Genomic DNA, 22,634 nt, shown 5'->3' with positions numbered 1-22,634 from the left:
AATTAGTAAAGACGGGGGATATCATACTATGTCAAAACAAATTGTCATCTTAGGCGCTGGTTATGGCGGTCTTCTTGCCGCTTTAAACGTACGTAAATATTACAGCAAATCAGAAGCACAAGTTACAGTGATCAACCAATACCCAACGCACCAAATTATCACTGAACTACACCGCCTTGCAGCTGGTAACGTGTCTGAGCAAGCAGTTGCAATGCCACTTACAAAGCTTTTCAAAGGTAAAGATATCGATCTTAAAATCGCAACAGTTGAGTCATTCTCAGTTGATAGCAAAGAAATCAAACTAGCTGGTGGCACTACTTTATCTTACGATGCACTTGTAGTTGCTTTAGGAAGTAAAACTGCTTACTTCGGTATTCCAGGACTAGAAGAAAACAGCATGGTATTAAAATCTGCTGCTGATGCAAACAAAATCTACAAACACGTTGAAGACCGTATTCGTGAATACGCGAAAACGAAAAACGAAGCTGATGCTACAATCGTAATCGGTGGTGGCGGATTAACTGGCGTTGAGCTAGTTGGTGAGCTTGCTGACATTATGCCTAAACTTGCAAAAAGCCACGGCGTAAATCCAAAAGAAGTTAAACTTCTTCTTGTTGAAGCAGGTCCAAAAATCCTTCCAGTATTACCAGACCACTTAATCGAACGTGCAACTACTAGCTTAGAAGCACGTGGCGTTACATTCTTAACAGGTCTTCCTGTAACAAACGTTGCTGGCAACGAAATCGACTTAAAAGACGGTCAAAAACTGGTTGCTAACACATTCGTTTGGACAGGTGGAGTTCAAGGTAACCCATTAATCGGTGAATCAGGTCTTGAAGTAAACCGTGGTCGTGCAACAGTTGATGCATACCTACAATCTACTTCTCACAAAGACGTATTCGTTGCTGGAGACAGCGCTGTTGTCTTCGCTCCAGACGGACGTCCATACCCACCAACTGCGCAAATCGCTTGGCAAATGGGTGAGTTAATTGGATACAACTTATACGCAGCACTAGAAGGCAAAGCATTCGAAGAGTTCGCACCTGTAAACTCTGGAACACTTGCTAGTCTAGGACGTAAAGATGCTGTTGCTACAATCGGAGCAAGCAATACTCCACTTAAAGGCTTACCAGCATCATTAATGAAAGAAGCAAGTAACGTTCGTTACTTATCACACATTAAAGGTCTATTCAGCTTAGCTTACTAATCTGAATATAAGCCCGAATCATGCCCTGCATGGTTCGGGCTTTTTTAGTCCGTAATTTTCTCTAACTTATTTATTCGGCAGAAGAATAATATAACCCTTTTAATTATCTAAATTTACTGATTATTTTATGTCTAAATTGTGTATACGAAAGAATGGAAGTATTCTTCCTACTCCCATCCTTTCACACAAACTATTCTCCTAACTTCACAAGGCTGTAGTTCTTTTTCCCTTTACGAATAATAATAAATCGTCCATCAAATGAATTTTCTACAGTAACATCCGTACCTACATCCGTTACCTTTTCGCCATTCATAGAAATAGCTCCATTATTAATATCCTCACGTGCTTGTCGTCTAGATGGTTCAATTCCTAAATCAACTAGCCATTCTACGATGTTTTTTGTCTCTTTTGAAGACTGGAATGTTGGCATTTCTTTAAAGCCTTGCTCAATTTCATCGGCTGTTAACGATTTAATATCTCCACTAAATAACGCTGCGGTAATTTTCACAGCTTGCAGGAATGCCTCTTCTCCATGAACAAATTTCGTCATTTCTTCCGCTAATACTTTTTGCGCTTCACGTTTATGAGGCTCTGTTTCTACCTTCGCTGCCAATTCATCGATGCGCTCTTTCGTTAAGAACGTAAAGTATTTCAAGTATTTAACGACATCGCGGTCATCTGTATTCACCCAGAACTGGTAAAATTCAAACGGTGTTGTTTTTTCAGGATCAAGCCAAACCGCACCACCTGCTGATTTACCAAACTTCGTACCATCTGATTTCAATAATAACGGAATCGTTAATCCGAATACCTTCGCTTCATGCCCTTCTAACTTACGAATTAAGTCTAACCCACTCGTAATATTTCCCCATTGGTCACTACCACCAATTTGCAGTTGAACATCTTCTTTCGTGTATAAATGATGGAAGTCCATCGCTTGCAAGATTTGGTACGTAAATTCTGTGAAAGAAATACCTGTATCTAAACGACTTGCTACAATGTCTTTTGCTAACATGCTATTAATGCTAAAGTTTTTTCCGTAATCACGTAAAAATTCGATAATGTTTATTTCATTTGTCCAGTCGTAGTTATTAACCATCTTCACTTCGCTATTTCCACCAAAATCAAACAGCTTTTTCATTTGCGCTGTTAACGCATCCACGTTATGCTGAACGACTTCTAACGTTTGAAGTTGACGCTCTGATTGACGTCCACTCGGATCACCTATTGTTCCTGTTGCCCCGCCGATTAAAATAACTGGATGATGACCAGCTAACTGGAATCTCTTCATCATCATAAACGGAATCAAATGTCCGATATGCATACTATCACCAGTCGGATCAACTCCGCAGTATAGTGAAATCTTTTTCTCTTCTACTAGCTTACGTAAACCTTCTTCATCCGTCTGTTGATTAATGGCACCGCGCCATTCTAATTCATCAATAATGTTCATCTTTTTTCATCCCCTCTATTTTTTTGAAAACAAAAAATCCCTATGTCTATGACATAGGGACGATTATTCACCGTGTTACCACCCAGTTTGTATAAATAGCATAGCTACTCATACCACTCTTAGCAATAATATCGATTGCCAATCCGCTTAGCATTACCTAAGATACTCCAGAGTGTAATTCGCAAGTTTGTGTGTGCTAGGTTCCAGCAACCCCTAGCTCTCTCGTTAACAGTGACAAACTGCTACTGGGCTCTTTCAACGTATGTTATTTGTTAAATTATTAGCCATTATATTGAATCGCAAACAAATTGTCAACAATACCCAAATATTTTTTAAAAATAATTCGCAGTTTCATACGTATTTTTATTCTTTATCTTCTCCAATAATTCTTACTTCTCGCTCTAACTTCACGCCAAATTTCTCTTCAACAGTCTTTTGTACGAAGTGAATTAAATCGATGTAATCTTGTGCTGTTCCGTTATCAACATTCACCATAAATCCAGCGTGTTTTAGAGAAACTTCCACTCCGCCAATTCGCTTACCTTGTAGCCCTGATTCTTGAATTAGTTTACCAGCAAAGTTATTTGGTGGGCGCTTAAATACGCTACCACATGAAGGATATTCTAGAGGTTGTTTTGATTCACGTTTGAACGTTAAATCATCCATTTTTGCTTTAATTTCTTCATGTACACCTTCTTCAAGTTCAAATCTCGCTTCAAGAATAATGTAATGATTGTTCGCAAATACACTCTTACGATATCCAAATTCAAATGCTTCTTTCGTCAAAGTACGTAACTCTCCATCACCTGTCATTACGACAGCTTCTGTTAATACAAACGAAATTTCACCGCCGTAAGCACCAGCATTCATATATAATGCTCCGCCAACTGAACCTGGAATACCACAAGCAAACTCAAGACCCGTTAAATTATGATCTAATGCAATACGTGATACATCGATAATTGCTGCACCACACTGTGCTACAATCGTCGTGCCTGTTACAGTCACACCTGTAATATGAATTAAACTTACTGTAATTCCGCGAATTCCACCATCTTTAATAATGACATTTGATCCATTTCCTAAAAACGTAACTGGAATCTTATATTCGTTAGCATATTTAATAACTTTTTGAATTTCATCATAATTTGTCGGCGCAACGAACACATCTGCTTTTCCACCAACTTTAATATGCGTATGATTCTTTAACATTTCATCTTGTTTCACATGACCTTCAGGCAATACCGTACTTAAATATTCATAAACCTCTTGCATATTCATTTTACGATTCCTCTATTTCTATATTCTTTTTATCCCGTTATACGGGCCCATAATATCCCCACATACATGAACGAATCTAAAGTGGTGGATACAGTGTACCCAAAATCAATTCGAGACACCTATAAACCTCTTAATGTATAAGAGGTGCCACTCATATTAAAATATATATTGCATAATAAAGCAACCCAAATGGGCTACTAAACTTGACATGTCATCAGAAAGACAACAATTTGTAAAATATATTACTTTTTCAACACACTATCCTTCAGTATCTTACTATATCATACGAAAATAAAGTGGTATTTTTTTGTAATATTTACTTTATTTTCATTACTAAAAAAGGAGGCTTTTACCTATGTAAAAGCCTCCTTTTCATCACTTATTATAAATTACTTTTCGTTCTCTTCTTTTTCCTTATCAAACCATAACAGCTCATCGTTATCAACTTCGCCATTATAATTGATTAAGATTTCTTCTCCCGCTTTTATATCCTTATAAGCGAAGAAGTTAAACGTATGGTTCTCGAAGACAATATCATACGTTGCATTCGGTGTATATGAATGATTAAATAACATACCGTACCCTAAAAGGATTGCCGTATGATTTACCCCATACTCAAATGCGTAATCAGCAAGTAATGTTTTCTCAATGTGTTCATGCTGTTCATTCGGATAAGAGATAACTGGTGCTGCGTGTATCAACTCACCTTTTTTAATATCACGAGTTGCAAAAACACCTCTATTAAATTCTCCATCACTAAGTTCAGAAGTCTTAACTTCGATCATATGCGTCACCTATATAATTCTTTCTTTGAAATATTTTAATTCCGCTATTAGCTGAATTTTATCTCCTTAAGCTTGGCAGAAAACGCGCAGAAAAGCAATTAAATTCCGTTCAAGCATTCGTTTAAATGTAAAAAGAGCACACATAGTGTGCCCTTTTGAATTGATATTACTTTTCTAAAATATCTTCTAACAACTTCACTTGCTCACTAACAGTATATAACGTCTTCACTGATGTATCATTTCGATGTTTTTCTTCTTCTACACTTGCTAACACTTCTTCCGTAGCCGCAGAAGTTTGCTGAATTACATTAGAAACATGTGTAACATCCTTTACGATATTCGTCGTTTTAACTTGGAAGTTTTCTTGATGACCAACGATTTCTCTCATTACATCATTAATTGCATCAATAAACTTTCCTAAATCCGTTACGTTTGTTAAAACGCTTGCTAACATTTCGTTACATTCTTCTTGTACTCTTTCTGATTTCTCTACCTGCACTTCTACCTTACTTGCTTGATTACTAAACTCCTTCAAAATACCTTGAATTCTCCCCGCAGAACGATTCGATTCTTCGGCAAGCTTTAATACTTCATTCGCCACAATAGCAAACCCTTTTCCATGCTCACCTGCTCTTGCCGCTTCGATATTTGCATTTAAAGCTAGCAAACTCGTCTGACTTGAAATATTCGTTATTACATCTACAATTTCATTAATTTGCTTCGACTGTATCATTAAATCTCTAAATATAATTCCTGATTGTGAAACAACATCATTCAAACTTCTCATATTCGCTTCAAAATTTCGCAAAGTATGTACACTACCCTTTGAAATTTCTAAACTTTCATCAACACGAGTCGATGCATTTCTTACTTGAGAAATAATTTGTTCAATATTCCCCTCCATCTCATTCAATACTTCTACCGAACGATGCATCATCTCTGATTGTGATTGAGTACCAACTGCCACCTCTTCAAAAGCGAAATTAATTTCACTCATCGACTCCATTGATGTATTCATATTTTGTCTTAAATGATTGAAATTACTATCTAGTTTTCCAACCGTTTCCTCAATAAGTCTTTGCGTTTCTTCTAACTCCTGAGCTTTCCTCATTACTTCTTGCTTCTCATCACTTAAACGAGCTAACAGATTAGAGCCAATCTTCGTTACGCCCCACATTGCAATCGTTACGATCGCTAACAAGCTTGCGAAGTTTGCAGCTTCAGATGCGGCTGTATACGCAAAAAATTGCTCCGGCCAATAACTACAAAGAATAAATGTGATCACAACCGCTACTCCGCCAAGAATGATAACGAGACGTTCACTTAAATAAATAAGTGAAACCGCTAGTGTAAAGTAGACCATTTGAAATACAGCCGGGCTTTCATTAAAAGCTTGTACCATAATGAAAGACATAATAAGCAACATAAATGTCATGATATATTTATACACTGATTCCATACTTTTTATAAATGTAAAGCTTGTTCCAAATACAACTACAGACATACCACAAATCCAAAACGGTAGTACGCTCGGTCTAAAAATATATCCGTAATACCCAATCAGGATTATCCCAAGGAAGAAACTACAAATCGTAATAAACAGCAATAAATGATTTTTCTGTGATTCTTTCTCAAGGCTAGAAAAACAAGTTTCCTTTAACCACTCCATATATAAAGTCCCACCTTCTGCACTTCATTACTTCAGCTTAAATACCGCACTCACTGGGTTATGATCGCTATTTTCAAACTTTAAATCTTTCCCTTGCACATTTACAATCTCCACATTTGGTGAAACGATGAAGCCATCAATAATCGTGACGAAGTTTTCACCCTCCACATATTTCTTCACATCATCTCTCACAGTCATAACAGACGGATCTACAGCCCACTTAAAGCCACCATCAGTAAAGTCCTTTGGTAACTCTACTAACCATTCCGGACGCTCTTTCACAAACTTTGGATCACTTAACTGAGCATTTGAAACTAATTGATTCCAATCTCCACCCATTATTACGTAATCACCATTTTTATAATGCTTGTTCATATATTCTTTTAAATACTCTACTTGCTGTTTTCTAATTTTCCCACCTTCATCGTATGCAGACAAATGTAAGTTTACAAGTCTAACATGCTTTCCATTATTAACAGGGATTGTATGTTCAACAATCGCTCGATCTAAATCGAATAAGCGCTTCGGCCAAGGCTCCATTCCAGGAAGCTGGAATCTCTTCGCTGTTTGAACTGTATATTTAGAAAATGTACTTAATCCAGCCTCCGCATATCCCATTGGACTTGTAATTGGAACGGGAACCCATTTTGTATCATAGTTCTTTCCGAACGACGAAGTATAATCAGGTAATCCTTTTTTCAAAAATTCATGCTCATTCACATCAAATGATCGCATTGATTTTATATCGACTTCTTGTAATAACGCAAAATCACTATTCTCATTTTGTAAAAATGAAAGCATATTCTTTAAGTTTGTTTCCGTTTGCTCTTTGCTACTTGAACCAGATCCCTTTCCCCCATCCATAAAGAAATCTTGATCCTTATCTAATCCAGCATATCCAATATTAAACGTTGTAACTTTAAATTCATTGTCAGGCGCTAATACACGCTCCTTATTATTTTTCACCTTCAAGCTTATAACATCAGCAGGCTGTTCTTTTGTAAGTGTCATATACGCTAAAAAACCACCTAAAATGCAAGCACCTATCAAAATACATATAAGTACTATTTTTAATAACTTTTTCAAATAAACGCCCCTTTTCTAAAACACACAGTTGAATTATCTTTATTTTCAGTTAACTACAACTGAATGACAGACATAAGAAATATTTTATCACATTGAAAACCTTATATCACTATATTTAGTTGATAAGTATATTTATATACCCTAAACCATTACACACATACAAAACGCCTCCACTTCTTCACTGGAAATTCAATAAGATTTTTAGTACACTATATGTAACAATCATAGGCGATGGAGTTCGCCATAATCGCTGCTTAGCTAATGACTCCTACCAGTATCACTACTGGTAGGAGTCATTTTTTTGAGCACACTATTTTAAAGAGGTGAAGATATTGATTTATATTATCGTTGGCATTGCCGGTATATTAGGAGCCCTCTCTCGTTATTATTTAGGCCTTACTATTCATACTTCATGGCATCATTCATTTCCATTAGCTACATTACTTATTAACTTAGTTGGCTGCTTCTTATTAGCGTGGCTAACTAGCTATATCGCTCGGCGAAATATTTTGCCCTCAGAGATTATCACAGGTATTGGAACTGGATTTATCGGTTCCTTTACGACGTTTTCGACATTCAGTGTAGAAACTGTGCAATTAATTCATCATTCTGAATGGAGTACGGCTTTCTTATATGTATCATGCAGCATACTCGGTGGCCTCATTATGTCTGCTCTTGGCTATACACTAGGTGATTTCTTAATTAAGAAACATCTTACGGAAGGTGATCACTTATGATAGAAACTTTATTAGTAGCAATAGGCGGTTTTTTCGGTGCTATTACACGATTTGCAATTAGCAATTGGTTTAAAAAAAGAAATAAAACTTCCTTTCCAATTGCTACATTTCTCATTAATATAACAGGTGCATTTTTACTCGGATATATAATTGGCAACGGGGTCTCTACAAGTTGGCAATTATTATTAGGGACTGGATTTATGGGAGCCTTCACTACATTTTCGACATTTAAATTAGAATCTGTTCAGCTTCTTAATCTAAAAAAATGTAGCACACTCCTTTTATACATAAGCACTACTTACATAATCGGTATCCTCTTCGCATTCCTTGGAATGAAACTAAGCGGAATATAATGAAAGAAAGCGACTCTAATCAGTCGCTTTCTTTCATAAGAAGTATGTCCCGCCATATGGAATAGAAAATAAGCCCATTGGTTGCACATCGTAATGTACACTTTGCATCGGAAGCTGTGAATACGACATATACGGTCCTTGCATCATTTGTGCAAAATATGCTTGTTGCTGCATTTGAATCGCTTGATTCACAGCATGAATTGTCCCCTGAGCTCCTGCCAGTGTAATAGCTGCCCCCACTTGTCTACCATTATAAAAATAATGATTCATTATGATTCAGCTCACTTATTATTTTTCTTCCGTATCGTATGTTTCTATTTCGTAGTGAGTGTTTTATTACGCTGTCTTTTTTCGAAGCACCGAGAAAAGAGCCACACACAAAATCGCAACAACTCCAGTGAAAGTAAATAAATATGCTAACGGAATGAAGTAAAATGGCTCCACTAAAGTTCCATCGGGTTTCACTTCGGAACCAATTATATTAAACATAATGATGCATATCACTCCTAAAAATATCGGACTAGAAGCTAATAAGTATTTTTTCATAATATATTCTCCACTAATTTCATAATTCATTTATCTGCATTCCTTTTGACTATTCTTACTACCATCATAATAAGACCAACAACATTATTGTTGGTTAATGAAAAAAAGACTATAGACAATAACTGTCTATAGTCTTCTTACTCCATTATTTCGTTCTAAAATATTCCTTCTGAAACATACACATTCTTATCGCATTATGATAGTTGCCGTCCACGAAAAATTCGTCGAGAAGTTCACCTTCCACCATAAATCCAACTTTTTTATAAACATGTACCGCTTTTTCATTTTCCTTATCCACAACTAAATATATTTTATGCATATTTAATACGGCAAAAGCGTAATCCATCGCTAAACGCGTCGCCTCTGCTGCATAACCGTACCCTTGATAATTTGGATCAATAATAATTTGGAATTCTGTTCTACGGTGAATATAATCAATTTCTACTAACTCGACCAATCCAACCATCTCATTGTCTTTCTCAACGATAAATCGGCGTTCACTTTGATCATGTATATGCTTATCATATAGATCCTGTAGCTCCACAAATGCCTCATATGGCTCTTCAAACCAATACGACATAATATGTGCATTATTATTCAGTTCGTGTACAAACTTTAAATCCTCTCGTTCTAAAGGACGTAACTTCAAATCCTGACTCATTGCTATAACCTCCAAGTAAAAGAAACCTCTTCACTTAATTTCTCAATTTTTTTCAATTTCAAACGCCCTATTTACATTGTAAACTTTCAAGTAACTTGAAGGTCAAGACATAAAAAGTAGCGCAAACTTATGCCTGCACTACTCTTTTCTCAAATCTCTCATATTCGATATGTATAAAGCAATAACTAAAACAAGAATGGATCCCGCATATAACAACGTCTCCATCGGTTCCTCATGAGACACAATAATTAATCGAATTAAAGCCGTAATTCCTATATAAATAAAATAGCGTAACGGGAAATGATAATTCGATTTAAAATACTTAATAATCAATGCGATGAACTCGAAGTATAAGAAATAGACGATGATACTCTCAACCAATTTATACGATGTATATTCCTTTGTTGAAAATATGTATTGAATAAATGTGATAGTCTCGTTAATTAAAAAGATAGATAAGACAATGGATAATATAATTAACGCTATATTCAATATCCACTGTAAAACACTCGCGATAAAATGATCAATATTAAACGACTTCATGTTTTCTTTTATCTCCCCTTCGTGTAGGTACTTATTTATTATAGCAAAATTATAATGGGAAAGAAGTTAAATCATATTTTCTCCCTTTATTAGTGCCGGTGTGTGGGATGTTCATTGTTTTGAGGAGTCTTTTAACCGCAGAACTAGATTGCATATTAAAAAAATCCCTCAACTTGCTATTAGTAGTTATCATTCCAAACAGAAGTGTGTAGTCTTGTAAAGCACGTAAATGAGCATTTTTAGACGTACTATTACAGTTTGAGCAGCGCCATCCCTGTTTTTCTTTTAACATTGCCATTGTAAAACATTCCTCACATTGCACGCCCTTTAGCAATTCCTCTTTTTTCACTTTATATTGTGCAAGAATATTTTGTCGCTGCGGAATGTGCTCATTCATAATTTGATTTATAAGTCCATCTACATTATCAATTACGTCTTCTTTATATTGACTTTCCATTTGTTTGATTCTATTAGGTAAATTTGCACCGTGGATAATTTTATTAGGAAGCATTTCATCTGAAGTTTTAATAATTGTACGAGGAGAACTAATTACAACGAGAGATTCAATCGGAATATTATATAAACCATGCAAACTCAGCCATTTTCTCAGCTGCATCTCTTGCCGTTTCACTTGTAAAAGCGGATCTGGAAACCCCTCTTCTGAAGTACCATCTGCGATTCGAATGAGTTGATTAAACTTTGCATCAAAAATTAACGTACCAATGATATTTTTTATTTCAAGAAAAAGAAGAAAACATGAGGAAACTATGAGGGCATCAATTTGGAAATAATGTTTCTGATCAAACAATCTGATGTCATGTAAAATGCTATATTTTGTTTCAGATAGAAAACTAAGCGGATATTCAATTGCCTGCTCTCCTTTATAGCCAGCCATAAATTTCGCTAGACTTTCAACCACCACATTCCTTTTTGGATGATGAGCAGGCAATCTTCTAAGTAAAGCTTCTAATTGAAGCAAATGTACGGACATTTTCCGTTCTTTCACAATCATCTTTATTCCCCTCCAAAATATATCAGCGATTTTTCAAATATATCAGCGCAACTCAAATTATATCGGCGATTTTCGAAATATATCGTCGCAACCCAATTTATATCAGCGATTTTCATAATATATCGACTTACCGACAAAAAACGACACAACATACACACATAAAATCCTATACATAGTATAGCATCACATCTAAAATCGCACTGTAAACATAATATGAATCTGCCCATTTAATTACGCCGTTTTCAAAATGAGAGATTTACATTCACCTCATGTAAAAGACCTTTTTATAAGTATGAAAAAATTTTAGGAATTAGTTTATCCTTTTTTAATGTTTTATTTAGAGGCAGTTTATACTCGGCCATTAACATAATAAGCATAGTAATTACATTTAGAAAGACGAACTATTTAAAATCATAAAATAAGGAGACGATAAAAATGAACAAAAAAACGAAAGCACTATCATCTATATTGCTCGGATTCACACTAGCACTAACAGGGTGTGTTGGTACGAAAGCCGAAGAAGATCATAGTAAACCGAAACAAGAACAAACTGCTAAAGAAACAAAAAAGGAAAATAAGTTAACGAAAGGACAAAAAATGGCTAACATTCTTAGCGATACAAATTGGCAAGGTACAAGAGTGTTAGACAAAGATAAGAATGACTTAACAAAAGAAAATGCAAACTTCATCGGCCTTGCGAAATATGATGCAAAGTCAGGAAGATATGAATTCTTTGACGCTAAAACAGGTGCAAGTCGTGGCGATAAAGGAACTTTCTTTATCACAAATGATGGGAAGAAGAGAATATTAATTTCAGAATCAATGAAATATCAAGCTGTTGTTGATATGACAAAGCTAAATAAGAATGTATTTACTTATAAACGAATGGGGAAAGATGCTAACGGTAAAGATGTAGAAGTTTTCGTTGAACATGTTCCATATAAAGAAAAAGAGCTTTCTTTCACTGATCCGGACAAGCAGCTGAACACAACTACAGGCGATATCGTTAAAAACGTTGATGGAGATAAGATTTTAGGCGGAACCCTTTGGCACGGAACAAAAGTATTAGATGAAGCTGGTAATGATGTGACACAGTTTAATTCGAATTTTATAAGTCTAGCAAAATTCGATGACAAATCTAATAAATATGAGTTCTTCAATAGCGAAACAGGCCAAAGCCGCGGTGACTATGGCTACTTCGATGTTGTGCATGAAAATAAAATAAGAGCCCATGTTTCAATTGGAAATAATAAATATGGTGCGGCTCTTGAACTTACTGAACTCAATAATAAGAAATTTACGTATAAAAGAACTGGTAAAGACCAAGCAGGGAAAGACATCACTGTATTTGTTGAACATGAACCTTATACAGGTGATATGAAACCACAATTTAGTTTTTAATTTGTTTGATTAAAACTCCACTTTTTATATTCGAAATATGAATTAGCATAAGCTGATCGTTTTTGTCAGCTTATGCTTTTTTACATGTAACAACCACTACAGCTCTTCAATTACCTTCGTTAGCTTTTGAAGCGCTGATAAAAGATTTGTTAATTCTTCAGATAAAAAAGCTGCTGCCTACAAAATATAGACAGCAGCTACAGTATACATTTTATAACTAATAAACAGCAATCGGCCCATAAGGACCATTAATAATCTCTATTTTTGTTTCAAAAATATCTGTCAAAAGTGTTGGGTCCATTACCTCTTCTACTGTGCCAAAAGCAGCAATTTGTCCATCTTTCATAGCACAAATTTTATCAGAGTATTTAGCTGCAAAATTTATGTCATGCATAACAGTCAAAATTGTTCTTCCAAACTCATTAGCCGCACGTCTTAAATGCTCCATCATTTGAACAGAACGTGCAACATCGAGATTGTTCAGAGGCTCGTCCAACAGCACGTATTCAGTCTCTTGGCACAATACCATCGCTACATATGCCCTTTGTCTTTGACCACCAGAAAGCTCATCTAAATATCTATTCTCTAAACTAGTTAAATCTAGAAAGTCGATATATTTAGAAATGATAACCTCATCTTCTTTCGTTAATCTTCCCTTCGAATATGGAAAGCGCCCAAATCCAACTAATTGTCTAACAGTAAGCCTCGTTACAAAATGATTTTCTTGTCGCAATATAGTCAAAACTTTTGCTAAGTCTTTTGATTTTGATTCAGAAACATCCATATTCGCTACTTGAATTTGACCTTCATCCATATCTAAAAGTCTTCCAATCATCAAAAGTGTCGTAGACTTTCCAGCGCCATTTGGTCCAATTAAAGAAGTAAAGCCCGCTTTCGGTATTTCAATATCCAAAGGTCCTATTTTCACCTTATCAGTATAGAACTTTTTAACATTATCGATTTTTATCATAAAGCCCTCTTCCTTAAAACTATAGTTAAGAATATGATTCCACCAAATAATTCAATAATAACTGAAACTACACCTTGAGCATTGAATACATGATACATTAAAAAGTATGCACTCGTCATTATTAAAAATCCTATAGCAAAAGCCATTGGGAAAATATATCTATGATCATACGTTGCCGCCGCCTGATAACTCAAAGTTGCTACTAAAAAGCCGTAGAACGTAAGTGGTCCAATTAGAGCAGTTGAGATGGACATTAAAATAGCTACTAATACAAGCGTATAAATTACACTAGGTTGATATTTAACCCCAAAGGAAGTAGCAACATCCTTTCCTAGTGATAAAATATTCAACTTCTTAGAATGAGCAAAAATTAATAACGCTACAATTATAATCATAGGAATTACAACAGGAAAATATGCAGGATCCGCATGATTAACAGAACCAAATAATTTCGCTTGTAAAATATCAAACTCTGAAGGCGCAAGTAGCTTTCTCATAAAAGTTGATGCAGAATTCAGTCCAGTACCAATAATAATTCCAACTAAAAGCATAAGTTGTAAATTCCCGTATTTACCGGAAAGTAGCCATCCATAAAGTATCAAACTCATCAAGACCATAACAACAACTTGGAATAAAAACGATCCAATTCCATTAAAGTTTATTAATGCACTAGCACCAAAGAAGAATATTGTACTCGTATGAATTGCTGAATAAAGCGATTCGAAACCTAAAAGCGAAGGAGTAATAATCTTATTGTTCGTAATAGATTGAAAAGCAACTGTCGACAAGCTATGGCAAACTGCAGCAATAATCATCGCAACAATAGCTACTATCCTTCTCTTAACAACTGGGATAAAAGAAGGGGAATCTATCGGAACTGGATTGTTATAAACTAAAAGTCCGTATGAAGAAAGGAGACCGAAAGCGATCAATGTTATGAGTACAATCCAATATCGTCTTGCTTCCTTCTTAGAACGAAAAGCACTAGCTGATCTACTTTCATTATGAAGGCTAGAATCGACTTCGACATTTTCTTTATTTTTATAGTCTAATGTAATCATCGTAGCCTCCTTGGTTTTCTTCTTCTCAATAAAATAGTGATAAATACGACTGCTCCCACTGATGCAAGTATTAGAGAGACTGGTAATTCAAACGGCTTTATAATTGTTCGAGAAATGATGTCACAGGCAGTGATTGTCCCCATTCCTATGACACATACCCAAGGTAAATTACTCCTAAGATCATCTCCTCTAAACATGGAAACAATGTTTGGAACAATTAGTCCTAAGAAAGGTAAGTTTCCAATAACAGCTGCAACAATTCCAACAGCAACAGAGATAAGGCCAGTCCCAAAAAGAACAATTCTATTGTAATTAACGCCAAGGCTTGTTGCGACATCTTCTCCTAGTCCAGCTAAAGTCAATCTATTCGCATACATAAAAATAAACAAAGTAACGATAACAATCAGCCATAAATATTCATATCTTCCCACCTGAACGGTAGCAAATGAACCTACGAACCAAGTTTCAATACTTTGCGTCATTTGAAAAAGGAGTCCCATAAACGTAGACACTGCAGAAATAACTGCTCCAAGCATCAGTCCAATAATCGGGACAATTAAAGACGAACGAAGTTTAACTCTTCTTAAAAATAAAAAGAAAATCATAGTTCCTATAAAAGAAAAAATGATTGCACCAGTCATCCTTTGAACTAAAGTCGGGGCAGGGAATAATAAATATACAAAAAGCAGGCCTAAGCCTGACCATTCAATAGTCCCCGTTGTAGTAGGTTCAACAAAACGATTCTGGGTAATTAATTGCATGACGAGCCCTGCCATCGCCATTGCAGCTCCAGTAAGCATTAATGCAACTGTTCTCGGAACACGAGTAATGAAAAACATCTCCATTCCGTCCTCTTGTCCACGTATATCATAAACTCCAGTAAATAGTGATATAATCCCTAAAATTATAACAACTATAACCGCTATTATAAAAGGTTTTGTCCATATTTTATTGTGATTATAAAACTGGGGTTGAGAAATATTCTCAACCCTAGAAATCATATTTTTTGACACTGTTTCATACCCCTTTACACTACTTAGCTAAAGTTTTTGCGATATTTCCAAATAACTCTATATAAGTCTGAATTGATTCATTTGTGTAAGTATCTGCTGGTGCATAAACAACTTGTTTTTTAGAAACAGCAGTTGTGTTTTGAAGAGCTGGTGATTTAGAAATAACATCTTGAGCAGGAGCTGACTTAGCAGCATCAGATGTTGCAGCATCACGATCTAATACGAATAGCCAATCAGGATTTGTTTGTGCAATAGCTTCAACAGAAACGTCATCACCTTTATGACCTGCAGTAGAATTAGAAACTTCTAGTGCTGGAGTCCAACCGAAAATTTCATACATCGGTCCCCAAACGCGACCAGAGTGCGGCGCAGCAAAACCAATATTTCCACCAGTAACGATAACACTCATAACTTTATCTTTTCCATTATAAGCAGATTTTGCTTTTTCAATAGATTTATCGAAATCAGCTACTAATTGTTTAGCTTCTTTATCTTTATCAAAGATTTTTCCTAAAGTAGTTGTAGAATCTTTAAGTCCTTTTACTAAGTTTTCGCCAGGCTTAGTAGCTTTCTCAGAAACATCAACATTAAGATCAATAACAGCTGCATTTGGCACTAATTTTTTGATTTCTTCGTAATGGCTAGCAAATCTTTGACCAACGATTACAAGTTCAGGGTTTGCCGCTGCAATAATTTCAAGATTTGGTTCGCGGTGATTCCCAATATTTTGAACTGACTTATCTTTTACATATGCTGAATCTGCAGGCATTACATCCTTTGGAGCAGCCGCTAATTTAATTCCCCAATCAGATAATGTTTCAAACGTTCTATTATCTAAAGCAACTACATTCTTTGGATTTACAGGGACTTTAACAGTTCCATGAGCATCAGTGATTTCAACCGTTTTTGGTTTATCACTACTATCACCTTTATTATTAGCTTTCGAAGTTTCCTTACCTGAATCTGAGCAAGCTACTAACATTAAAGTGAAAATTGCTAGAATACTTACTAATTTTAAAAGCATAGTTTTTTTCATACATATACTCCTTATAATGTAATTTAGTTCGAAAATGATAATATCGATAGATTAAATTAGACAGTATCTTTTATGTACCCAAACTGCTATTGATAATCATTTTCATTTGAACATCCTGTAAATAAGTATAGTCATTAATTCTGTGAAAATCTTGTGAATGGTGTGAATTCATGAAATCAAGTATAAAAAGTAATATGTGCGTTCTGGACTGTTGATTAACCTTCATTAAATACTGTCTCAACGTATGCGAGACAGAGCCCTTTCCTTACAAAATACACCCAGTAATAGCTAATATTTCACAGAAACTATTTTATTATCTTATTTGTATCATTCAACCATTGAATAGCCTCTGCCATGTATCGTTTGAATATATCTGTCTTTCTTCTCGCACTTTAGCTTTTTTCTTACATACCCAACATATAAGTCTACTACATTCGGATTTACTACTACGTCATATCCCCAAACCTGGTTCAAAAGCATTTCACGGCTTAATATTGTATTTTTATTCTTAATTAAAAATACAAGTAAATCGTACTCGCGCTTCGTAAGCGAGAGATTTTTGCCACCTTTTTTCACAATATTGCTAGATGCATCAACAAAGAGATCTTTAAACTGAAAAAAGTTTGTCTCATTTTGCTGGGTATAGTCACTTCGCCTTAAAATAGCTTGAACCCTTGCTACTAATTCTTCCTTCACAAATGGTTTTCTAATATAATCATCTGCTCCTGCTTGTAACCCTGCTATACAATCCTCGCTAGAAATATTGTTGGTCACAATAATGATTGGTGTCGTTTTAACAAGTCGTATTTGTCTACAAATTTCCGGTCCCGATATACTTAATGAATCCCAATCCAATATGATAATATCCCAATCTTGTTCATATGCTATATTTAAACCTTGGTTTTCATTGTGAAGTTTTAAAATGAAATGGCCCTCTTGCGTTAAACCGCTGACGATTTTCTTTGCTAAAGACCGTTCATTCTTAATTACTAACACCTGCCTCACCGATGGTTCACCTCTACTTCAATATAACTTAGTTGCATAAAAAATTATCTCGAAAAAATATTTTAAGATTTATAAGTATGAAACCCCTAAAAAAAGCCATTATGACAGCTTATTAGGAGAACTCTATATAATCTTACAATAGATATGAATAGAAACACAAAGGATATGAAGATTTAAATACATATTATTTTATCATTAAGGGCAACTATAGTATCTACAACTATCTCTTCATTTTCTGTTTCGGGGGTACCGTCTCATCAACTTAAGCATTTTATAAAACTACAAAACAAAAAGAACCATAACCTCGCCACTCTGGCAAAGTTATGGTTCATATCATACAAAATAAAAAACCACCAAATATGTATTGGTGGAGACGGTGGGAGTCGAACCCACGTCCAAAAATATCGGCACTTAAGCTTCTACGAGTGTAGTCGATATATTAGCATTTCGCGAACTCTTCAGCCTATCGACAGGCTTCCAAGTTGCTAGTCTGGTTGTTCTCTTCCTTTGTCCTCAGACGGCGAACTCCGGCGTAGTCCACTTAGTTTGAGTCCCTTACCCTACCACATGGACGATGGAGGGAGGAACCTTTAGTGCAATTAAGCAGCTAAAGAAAGATTGTTTTGTTTGCCAATTATAGGCTTTGACGTTTTAACGAGGCCGATCCCCTCGACTCGCAACCTAAGCTCGAACTATCCCTGTCGAATCCGTAACGTCCCCATGATAAAAATGGAGCATACGAAGAAAATTTCGTGATAGCTACTAAGAGCTGTTTTTCAATGTGCAACAATCTTACATAAGTTATTATAACATACGCGCGCCGTTTTACAAATGTAAATATCTGTATTACATCTTTTGACGATCACGGAACGCGCGAGCAATTTCACGTTTAGCTTCTTTCTCTTTTAAATCGTGACGCTTATCGTATTGTTTCTTACCTTTTGCTAAACCAAGTGCCATTTTCGCAAATCCATTTTTTAAATAGATTCTAACTGGAACTAATGCATAGCCTGTTTCTTTTGAAGCACCTGTTAACTTTTCAATTTCTTTTTTATGAAGAAGTAACTTTCTCGTGCGAAGCGGATCATGGTTGAAACGATTCCCTTGTTCGTACGTACTAATATGCATATTATGAACCCATACTTCACCATTGTGTACACGAGCAAATGCATCTTTCAAGTTCACGCGTCCAGCGCGAATCGACTTAATTTCCGTTCCTTGAAGGACAAGCCCTGCTTCGTATGTTTCTTCGATGAAATAATCATGAAAAGCTTTTTTATTTTGTGCAATAACCTTACCTGTACCCTTTGGCATATAACGTCCCTCCTCTATTTTTACTATTGTAACAAATGTTAATAAAAAGCGAAAGTGGCTCGCTCTCAAGCCACCAATAAAAAAGAAAAAGCCCCGCTTTTCAACAAAGCGAAGCCACTCTTTTCTTACTTACGCTTTTTCTTTTTCTTCTTGAATCCTGGTACGTTTTCGAAGAATGCTTTTTTCTTCTTGCCGTTACCATCTTTTTTCCCTGGCTGGCTAGCTGATGCTGAGGCGGAAGCGGATCCTCTTCCTTTTCCTTTGCCACCACGGTCAAATTTTCTTCCTGTGCCACGTTCTCCGCCGCGCTCATTACTGCGCTCACTACGTCCACCGCGTTTCTTTCTGCCTGTTCTTGGCTGTTCGATCACGACTGGACGATCTTTGAACTTACGACGAGGCGTACCTTTCATGCCAACGATTTCAAAGTCGATTGCACGCTCGTCTTTGTTTACGTTAATAACGCGAATGGTAATTTCGTCACCGATGCGGAATACGTTACCTGTACGTTCTCCAATCATTGCGAAATGCTGCTCGTCATAACGGTAGTAATCATCCGTTAAGTAGCTAACGTGTACAAGACCTTCAATTGTATTTGGAAGCTCTACGAATAAACCGAAGTTTGTTACAGAGCTAATCATACCGTCATACTCTTCGCCAATCTTATCAACCATATACTCTGCTTTTTTCATTTCGTCTGTTTCACGTTCGGCTTCAACAGCACGGCGTTCCATATTAGAAGAATGATCTGCAATCTCAGGTAATTTTTCACGCCATTTTGCTTGTGTTTCATGGTCGACTTTACCGTTAATGATGTATTCACGAATTAATCTATGAACAATCGTATCTGGGTAACGACGAATTGGTGATGTGAAATGCGTGTAGAACTCAGTTGATAAACCGAAATGTCCTAAGCTATCCGCATCGTAACGTGCTTGCTTCATGGAACGAAGCATAACTGTTGAAATGACTACCTCTTCAGGCTGTCCTTGCACCATTTCAAGAATTTGTTGCAGCGCACGAGGATGTACTTCATTTGCACGTCCTTTTACTGAATATCCGAAGTTCGTTACAAACTCGAAGAAACGCTCTAACTTATCTTCTTTCGGATCTTCATGGACACGGTACATGAATGGTACGTTCATCCAGTGGAAATGCTCTGCTACTGTTTCATTCGCAACAAGCATAAATTCTTCAATTAACTTCTCTGATACAGAACGATCACGCATAACAACGTCTGTTGGTTTTCCTTCTTCATCTACTAATACTTTCGCTTCTTTAAAGTCAAAGTCGATTGCACCGCGGCGCATACGTTTTTCACGTAGGATTTGTGCTAATTGCCCCATCTCTTTAAACATCGGTACAAGCGGCTCATAGCGCTTAATTAATTCTTCGTCCTCATCTTCTAAAATGCTTCTTACGTCAGCATACGTCATACGCTCTGTCGTTTTAATTACACTTTGGAAAATCTCGTGTTTTACAACGTCACCTAAATTGTTGATTTCCATTTCACAAGATAATGTCAGACGGTCTACTTTCGGATTTAATGAACAAATACCGTTAGATAGACGGTGCGGAATCATCGGAATTACACGGTCAACAAGATATATACTCGTCGCTCTCTCCGCTGCTTCTACATCAATTGGAGAACCTTCTTGAACGTAATGACTTACATCCGCAATATGAACGCCAAGCTTATAGTTACCGTTCTCAAGCTTCGTTACTGTAACAGCGTCATCTAAATCTTTCGCGTCTGCACCGTCAATCGTTACGATCATTTGGTCACGCAGGTCACGACGATCTTTTAAATCTTCTTCTGAAATCGTTTCTGGTACACTGTTTGCATGCTCCATCACCTCTTCAGGGAACGCTAAAGGTAGATGATGTTTATGAATAACAGATAAAATATCTACTCCTGGATCATTTTTATGACCTAGAATTTGAATAACTTCACCTTCTGCACTTAAACGATTCTCTGGATAACTCGTAATTTTCACAACTACTTTATGACCTTCTACAGCACCCATTGATGCGCTTTTCAAGATAAAGATATCACTCGTCCAGCGCTTATTGTCAGGTATAACAAATCCAAAGTTTTTCGATTCTGTATATGTACCAACTAGTTCTTTCGTGCCGCGTTCTAAAATGCGTACAATTGAACCTTCTTGACGCGAACCGCTCGATTGAGAACTAAGGCGTGCCAATACTGTATCGCCATGAAGTGCACCGTTTAGCTCTGTAGGTGGGATGAAAAGATCATCGTCTCCTGTTTTCTTCTCGTCTGGTACAACGAATGCAAAGCCACGTGCATGTCCAATTAACTTACCACGTACTAAATTCATCTTCTCAGGAAGACCGTAACGGTTGCTACGCGTACGAATAACAAGCCCCTTCTCTTCCATCATTACAAGTGCCTTTACAAAATCTTTAAAGCCTTCAGAACCTTCAATTCCAAAAGCCTCTTCTAACTCTTGTATCGTTAACGGTTTATACGCTTCTTCTCTCATAAATAATAACAACTTATCAATATGTTCTTGTGTGATTTCTTCCAAGCAAAAATACCTCCTTTAAAACCTTATATTATTTAGTGTATCCGAAAGATAGGGGATGTATAAAGCGAAACTTCAATACTCCCCTTATGATTTTTACAGTTTTCACAAAAAATTCCTTATGAAAAAAAGAGGCAACTAGATCTTACCAATCTAGTTGCTCCAAGAAGTTATATACATCCTCATGTAGCTCGTCACGCTGTTTATCAAGTGTGATGACATGCGTAGAGTCTTCATACCATTTAATGTCTTTTAACGTTGATTCTACACCGTTATAAATAATGTTAGCACTATCTGTATTGATCATTTCATCATGACGCGCTTGTACAACAAATGTTGGGGCATAAATCATGTCCACATTGTTACGCACGTCAGCAATTAATTGTTGTAATGCTTTTAATGTATTCATCGGTGTCTTTTGGAATTCCAACATTTCTTGCTCAATTTGCTCTGGTGATTTTTGCTCACGCTTTTTATATTCGCGGGCATATGCCAATATACCTTGGTACATTGTTTCTTCACTCTTAATATACATTGGTGCACACATTGGCACTACACCTAAAACCGGTACTGTATAGCCTAATTTTAAAGAAAATACGCCGCCAAGTGATAATCCAACAACAGCAATTTTCTCAAAGCCTTTATCTTTTAAAAGCTGATATGCCTCTGTTACATCTTGCCACCAATCTTCAGGACCTGTATGAACAAGCTCTTCTGGTGGTACACCGTGTCCTTTATAAATTGGAGCATGACAAGTGTAGCCTTTCTTTTCTAAGAAACGCCCTAACATACGTACATCAGCTGAGTTCCCTGTGAATCCATGTAGTAATAAAACAGCGCGGTCTCCACCTTCAAATGTAAATGGTTTCGGAGATGCTAATTTCATCATGTACTTCTCCTCTTTCTCTTCTGTAATCTAGTCGTATTCTTTCTATATCTAGTGTACCATATT

The 22,634-nt window shown here is 36.2% G+C and carries 22 protein-coding genes, 1 other RNA gene, 1 riboswitch and 1 other annotated feature; of the genes, 4 read left to right on the top strand and 19 right to left on the bottom strand.

The annotated features are described in order from the left end of the window. Positions 1 to 28 precede the first annotated feature (28 nt). Positions 29 to 1,207, top strand: a complete 1,179-nt coding sequence (locus Q9B79_RS19140) for an NAD(P)/FAD-dependent oxidoreductase (protein ID WP_000043202.1) — start codon at positions 29 to 31, stop codon at positions 1,205 to 1,207. A 190-nt stretch (positions 1,208 to 1,397) separates the two neighbouring features. Here Q9B79_RS19140 and tyrS read toward each other — a convergent pair whose 3' ends face one another. The 5 genes from tyrS to Q9B79_RS19115 all read right to left on the bottom strand — a co-directional run bounded on the left by tyrS (position 1,398) and on the right by Q9B79_RS19115 (position 7,481). After that, complete coding sequence (tyrS, locus tag Q9B79_RS19135; RefSeq protein WP_306186677.1) at positions 1,398 to 2,660, bottom strand: tyrosine--tRNA ligase; 1,263 nt, start codon at positions 2,658 to 2,660, stop codon at positions 1,398 to 1,400. A 52-nt stretch (positions 2,661 to 2,712) separates the two neighbouring features. Continuing rightward, positions 2,713 to 2,928 (bottom strand) — a binding site (T-box leader). Between the two features lie 95 nt (positions 2,929 to 3,023). Continuing rightward, positions 3,024 to 3,941 carry a UDP-N-acetylmuramate dehydrogenase gene (gene murB / locus Q9B79_RS19130; RefSeq protein WP_306186675.1) on the bottom strand — a complete coding sequence of 306 codons (918 nt, stop codon included), beginning with the start codon at positions 3,939 to 3,941 and terminating at the stop codon, positions 3,024 to 3,026. A gap of 389 nt (positions 3,942 to 4,330) precedes the next feature. Then, positions 4,331 to 4,726: an SET domain-containing protein gene (locus tag Q9B79_RS19125; protein ID WP_142337544.1), complete on the bottom strand. Its 396-nt coding sequence runs from the start codon at positions 4,724 to 4,726 to the stop codon at positions 4,331 to 4,333. Between the two features lie 166 nt (positions 4,727 to 4,892). Then, a complete protein-coding gene (locus Q9B79_RS19120) occupies positions 4,893 to 6,395 on the bottom strand; it encodes a DUF4077 domain-containing protein (RefSeq protein ID WP_306186672.1) in 1,503 nt (500 codons plus the stop codon). 27 nt (positions 6,396 to 6,422) lie between these two features. After that, positions 6,423 to 7,481 (bottom strand): endonuclease/exonuclease/phosphatase family protein, encoded by a 1,059-nt coding sequence (locus Q9B79_RS19115; protein ID WP_306186670.1) that lies wholly within the window; start codon positions 7,479 to 7,481, stop codon positions 6,423 to 6,425. Positions 7,482 to 7,699: 218 nt separating this feature from the next. Further along, a riboswitch (Fluoride riboswitch) is annotated at positions 7,700 to 7,759 on the top strand. A 54-nt stretch (positions 7,760 to 7,813) separates the two neighbouring features. On the opposite strand from Q9B79_RS19115, the gene crcB (Q9B79_RS19110) reads away from it, so the two are divergent. Next, positions 7,814 to 8,218, top strand: a complete 405-nt coding sequence (gene crcB / locus Q9B79_RS19110; RefSeq protein ID WP_306186668.1) for a fluoride efflux transporter CrcB — start codon at positions 7,814 to 7,816, stop codon at positions 8,216 to 8,218. Next, positions 8,215 to 8,571, top strand: coding sequence for a fluoride efflux transporter CrcB (gene crcB / locus Q9B79_RS19105; protein ID WP_306186666.1), 357 nt, complete (start codon positions 8,215 to 8,217; stop codon positions 8,569 to 8,571). The genes crcB (Q9B79_RS19110) and crcB (Q9B79_RS19105) overlap by 4 nt, the downstream gene beginning before the upstream one ends. Positions 8,572 to 8,604: 33 nt before the next feature. Here crcB (Q9B79_RS19105) and Q9B79_RS19100 read toward each other — a convergent pair whose 3' ends face one another. From Q9B79_RS19100 to Q9B79_RS19080, 5 genes are all read right to left on the bottom strand, one after another. Next, positions 8,605 to 8,844, bottom strand: a complete 240-nt coding sequence (locus Q9B79_RS19100) for a DUF3947 family protein (protein WP_270707787.1) — start codon at positions 8,842 to 8,844, stop codon at positions 8,605 to 8,607. A 63-nt stretch (positions 8,845 to 8,907) separates the two neighbouring features. After that, on the bottom strand, positions 8,908 to 9,117 hold the full coding sequence (locus Q9B79_RS19095; protein WP_372339550.1) for a DUF3955 domain-containing protein: 210 nt from the start codon (positions 9,115 to 9,117) through the stop codon (positions 8,908 to 8,910). A 145-nt stretch (positions 9,118 to 9,262) separates the two neighbouring features. Then, on the bottom strand, positions 9,263 to 9,778 hold the full coding sequence (gene speG, locus Q9B79_RS19090) for a spermidine N1-acetyltransferase (protein WP_306186664.1): 516 nt from the start codon (positions 9,776 to 9,778) through the stop codon (positions 9,263 to 9,265). 138 nt (positions 9,779 to 9,916) lie between these two features. After that, the gene (gene psiE, locus Q9B79_RS19085) at positions 9,917 to 10,321 is read right to left on the bottom strand and encodes a phosphate-starvation-inducible protein PsiE (protein ID WP_078417356.1); all 405 of its coding nucleotides are present in this window, start codon (positions 10,319 to 10,321) and stop codon (positions 9,917 to 9,919) included. 49 nt (positions 10,322 to 10,370) lie between these two features. Next, complete coding sequence (locus Q9B79_RS19080; RefSeq protein ID WP_306186662.1) at positions 10,371 to 11,333, bottom strand: nuclease-related domain-containing protein; 963 nt, start codon at positions 11,331 to 11,333, stop codon at positions 10,371 to 10,373. Between the two features lie 435 nt (positions 11,334 to 11,768). Here Q9B79_RS19080 and Q9B79_RS19075 point away from each other — a divergent pair, with 435 nt between their 5' ends. Beyond that, complete coding sequence (locus Q9B79_RS19075; protein WP_306186660.1) at positions 11,769 to 12,734, top strand: DUF4822 domain-containing protein; 966 nt, start codon at positions 11,769 to 11,771, stop codon at positions 12,732 to 12,734. A gap of 217 nt (positions 12,735 to 12,951) precedes the next feature. Here Q9B79_RS19075 and Q9B79_RS19070 read toward each other — a convergent pair whose 3' ends face one another. The 9 genes from Q9B79_RS19070 to estA form a co-directional block, all read right to left on the bottom strand. Further along, positions 12,952 to 13,704: an iron ABC transporter ATP-binding protein gene (locus tag Q9B79_RS19070; protein WP_000590070.1), complete on the bottom strand. Its 753-nt coding sequence runs from the start codon at positions 13,702 to 13,704 to the stop codon at positions 12,952 to 12,954. Further along, positions 13,701 to 14,765: an iron chelate uptake ABC transporter family permease subunit gene (locus Q9B79_RS19065; protein WP_306186657.1), complete on the bottom strand. Its 1,065-nt coding sequence runs from the start codon at positions 14,763 to 14,765 to the stop codon at positions 13,701 to 13,703. The genes Q9B79_RS19070 and Q9B79_RS19065 overlap by 4 nt, the downstream gene beginning before the upstream one ends. Then, positions 14,762 to 15,778, bottom strand: coding sequence for an ABC transporter permease (locus Q9B79_RS19060; RefSeq protein ID WP_306186655.1), 1,017 nt, complete (start codon positions 15,776 to 15,778; stop codon positions 14,762 to 14,764). Before Q9B79_RS19060 ends, Q9B79_RS19065 begins: the two co-directional genes overlap by 4 nt. A gap of 19 nt (positions 15,779 to 15,797) precedes the next feature. Continuing rightward, a complete protein-coding gene (locus Q9B79_RS19055) occupies positions 15,798 to 16,814 on the bottom strand; it encodes a siderophore ABC transporter substrate-binding protein (protein WP_306186653.1) in 1,017 nt (338 codons plus the stop codon). 327 nt (positions 16,815 to 17,141) lie between these two features. Then, positions 17,142 to 17,819: a response regulator transcription factor gene (locus tag Q9B79_RS19050; protein ID WP_306186651.1), complete on the bottom strand. Its 678-nt coding sequence runs from the start codon at positions 17,817 to 17,819 to the stop codon at positions 17,142 to 17,144. 365 nt (positions 17,820 to 18,184) lie between these two features. Next, positions 18,185 to 18,539: a transfer-messenger RNA gene (gene ssrA / locus Q9B79_RS19045) on the bottom strand. Between the two features lie 126 nt (positions 18,540 to 18,665). After that, positions 18,666 to 19,133, bottom strand: coding sequence for an SsrA-binding protein (gene smpB, locus Q9B79_RS19040; RefSeq protein ID WP_048528182.1), 468 nt, complete (start codon positions 19,131 to 19,133; stop codon positions 18,666 to 18,668). 125 nt (positions 19,134 to 19,258) lie between these two features. Further along, the gene (rnr, locus tag Q9B79_RS19035) at positions 19,259 to 21,685 is read right to left on the bottom strand and encodes a ribonuclease R (RefSeq protein ID WP_306186647.1); all 2,427 of its coding nucleotides are present in this window, start codon (positions 21,683 to 21,685) and stop codon (positions 19,259 to 19,261) included. A 142-nt stretch (positions 21,686 to 21,827) separates the two neighbouring features. Beyond that, positions 21,828 to 22,568, bottom strand: a complete 741-nt coding sequence (estA, locus tag Q9B79_RS19030) for a carboxylesterase (protein ID WP_000761976.1) — start codon at positions 22,566 to 22,568, stop codon at positions 21,828 to 21,830. Between the last annotated feature and the right edge of the window lie 66 nt (positions 22,569 to 22,634).

The sequence above is a fragment of the Bacillus sp. MHSD_36 genome (assembly GCF_030757775.1).
Classification (GTDB): Bacteria; Bacillota; Bacilli; order Bacillales; family Bacillaceae_G; genus Bacillus_A.
Note: the sequence above shows the minus strand (reverse complement) of the source record. Positions and strands in the feature narration are given on the sequence as shown.

Bases quoted from the DNA above. Each gene is read 5' to 3' on its own strand.
- Q9B79_RS19055 (WP_306186653.1), bottom strand. From the start codon at position 16,814: ATGAAAAAAACTATGCTTTTAAAATTAGTAAGTATTCTAGCAATTTTC.
- smpB (WP_048528182.1), bottom strand. From the start codon at position 19,133: ATGCCAAAGGGTACAGGTAAGGTTATTGCACAAAATAAAAAAGCTTTT.
- Q9B79_RS19080 (WP_306186662.1), bottom strand. From the start codon at position 11,333: ATGATTGTGAAAGAACGGAAAATGTCCGTACATTTGCTTCAATTAGAA.
- Q9B79_RS19075 (WP_306186660.1), top strand. From the start codon at position 11,769: ATGAACAAAAAAACGAAAGCACTATCATCTATATTGCTCGGATTCACA.
- Q9B79_RS19120 (WP_306186672.1), bottom strand. From the start codon at position 6,395: ATGGAGTGGTTAAAGGAAACTTGTTTTTCTAGCCTTGAGAAAGAATCA.
- Q9B79_RS19070 (WP_000590070.1), bottom strand. From the start codon at position 13,704: ATGATAAAAATCGATAATGTTAAAAAGTTCTATACTGATAAGGTGAAA.
- Q9B79_RS19095 (WP_372339550.1), bottom strand. From the start codon at position 9,117: ATGAAAAAATACTTATTAGCTTCTAGTCCGATATTTTTAGGAGTGATA.
- Q9B79_RS19140 (WP_000043202.1), top strand. From the start codon at position 29: ATGTCAAAACAAATTGTCATCTTAGGCGCTGGTTATGGCGGTCTTCTT.
- tyrS (WP_306186677.1), bottom strand. From the start codon at position 2,660: ATGAACATTATTGATGAATTAGAATGGCGCGGTGCCATTAATCAACAG.
- speG (WP_306186664.1), bottom strand. From the start codon at position 9,778: ATGAGTCAGGATTTGAAGTTACGTCCTTTAGAACGAGAGGATTTAAAG.
- crcB (WP_306186666.1), top strand. From the start codon at position 8,215: ATGATAGAAACTTTATTAGTAGCAATAGGCGGTTTTTTCGGTGCTATT.
- Q9B79_RS19125 (WP_142337544.1), bottom strand. From the start codon at position 4,726: ATGATCGAAGTTAAGACTTCTGAACTTAGTGATGGAGAATTTAATAGA.
- murB (WP_306186675.1), bottom strand. From the start codon at position 3,941: ATGAATATGCAAGAGGTTTATGAATATTTAAGTACGGTATTGCCTGAA.
- psiE (WP_078417356.1), bottom strand. From the start codon at position 10,321: ATGAAGTCGTTTAATATTGATCATTTTATCGCGAGTGTTTTACAGTGG.
- estA (WP_000761976.1), bottom strand. From the start codon at position 22,568: ATGAAATTAGCATCTCCGAAACCATTTACATTTGAAGGTGGAGACCGC.
- Q9B79_RS19065 (WP_306186657.1), bottom strand. From the start codon at position 14,765: ATGATTACATTAGACTATAAAAATAAAGAAAATGTCGAAGTCGATTCT.